This window comes from Methylobacterium sp. BE186 (assembly GCF_031457035.1).
Lineage (GTDB): Bacteria > Pseudomonadota > Alphaproteobacteria > Rhizobiales > Beijerinckiaceae > Methylobacterium > Methylobacterium segetis.
The window spans coordinates 1-1,716 of record NZ_JAVDVV010000063.1; the positions used below are offsets into that span (position 1 = coordinate 1).

The 1,716-nt window shown below is 72.2% G+C and carries 1 protein-coding gene; it reads right to left on the reverse strand.

Going from position 1 to position 1,716, the window contains the following annotated elements; translation table 11 throughout:
* Nucleotides 1-1,703, reverse strand: a 1,703-nt coding sequence (gene glmS, locus J2X36_RS26720) for a glutamine--fructose-6-phosphate transaminase (isomerizing) (protein WP_405029870.1), incomplete at its 3' end; no start/stop codon positions are given.
* Between the last annotated feature and the right edge of the window lie 13 nt (nucleotides 1,704-1,716).

The window sequence follows — 1,716 nt, forward strand, 5'->3', positions numbered from 1 at the left end:
ATCGGCACCGCGTAGACGATCGGCGCGATCACCGGGTCGAGAGCCGGCATCGTCAGCGTCGCCAGCGTCTCGAGGCCCGCCTCCGCCGCCCCCTTGGCATCCCCCACCAGGATGATCCGGCCCCCCCGCGCGGCCACCTCCTGCATGTTCGAGACCGTCTTCTCGAAGATCGCGTCGTGCGGCGCGATCACGATCACCGGCACGCTCTCGTCGATCAGGGCGATCGGGCCGTGCTTCAGCTCGCCCGCCGCATAGCCTTCCGCGTGGATGTAGCTGATCTCCTTCAGCTTCAGCGCGCCCTCCAGCGCCATCGGGTAGGCCGTGCCCCGGCCGAGATACAGCACGTCCCGCGCCTTGGCGATCTCGCGGGCCAGCCCCTCGATCTCGGCCTCCTGCCGGACGGCCTCCGCCATCAGGCCCGGCACCGTGATCAGGGCGTCCACCAGCCGCCGCTCCTCGGCCGCCGGGAGCACGCCCCGCTCGCGGCCCGCCTGCAGGGCAAGGCACAGCAGCACGGTCAGCTGGCAGGAGAACGCCTTGGTCGAGGCCACCCCGATCTCGGGCCCCGCCAGCGTCGGCAGCACGGCCGAGGCCTCCCGGGCGATGGTCGAGGTCGGCACGTTGACCACACCGAGCGTGTGCTGGCCCTGGGCGCGCGCGTAGCGCAGCGAGGCCAGCGTGTCGGCGGTCTCGCCCGATTGCGAGATCACCAGCGTCAGCCCGCCCGCCTCCAGCGGCGCCTCGCGGTAGCGGGCCTCGGAGGCCACGTCGATCTCCACCGGCAGGCGCGCGATCTTCTCGAACCAGTACTTGGCGACCAGCCCGGCGTAGTAGGCGGTGCCGCAGGCGGTGATCGAGAGGCGCGACAGGTCGGCAAACGAGAAGGGCAGCGGCTCGGGCAGGGCGATGCGGCCCTGGGCGAGGTCGACGTAGTGGGCGAGGGTGCGGCCGACGACCTCGGGCTGCTCGTGGATCTCCTTGGCCATGAAGTGGCGGTGGTTGCCCTTGTCGATGCGGTAGGCCTGGGCCGCGATCGTCTGGCGCGGGCGCTGGACGGGCCGGCCCGCGACGTCGCGGATCTCGGCGCCCTCGCGGGACAGGATCGCCCAGTCGCCCTCCTCGAGATAGGTGATGGTGTCGGTGAAGGGGGCGAGCGCCAGGGCGTCGGAGCCGAGATAGGTCTCGCCCTCGCCGTAGCCGATGGCGAGCGGGGCGCCGTGGCGGGCTCCGATGAGGAGGTCGTCGCGGCCGGCGAAGAGGAAGCCGAGGGCGAAGGCGCCGCGCAATCTGGGCAGGGTGGCGGCGACCGCCTCGACGGGTCCGAGGCCCTGGGCCATGGCGTGGCTGACGGCCTGGGCGACGACCTCGGTGTCGGTCTCGGTCTCGAAGACGATGCCGTGGGCCTGGAGCTCGGCTTTCAGTTCGCGGAAGTTCTCGATGATGCCGTTGTGGACGACGGCGAGGCGGTCGGTGGCGTGGGGGTGCGCGTTGGTCTCGTTGGGGCGCCCGTGGGTGGCCCATCGGGTGTGTCCGATGCCGATGGCGCCGGACAGGGGGGCCTGGATGAGCTTGAGCTGGAGGTTGGCGAGCTTGCCCTCGGCGCGGCGGCGCTCGAGGCGTCCGTGCTCGAGGGTTGCGATGCCGGCCGAGTCGTAGCCGCGGTATTCGAGGCGGCGCAGCGCCTCGATGACCTGGCCTGCCACCGCGTCGCGCCCG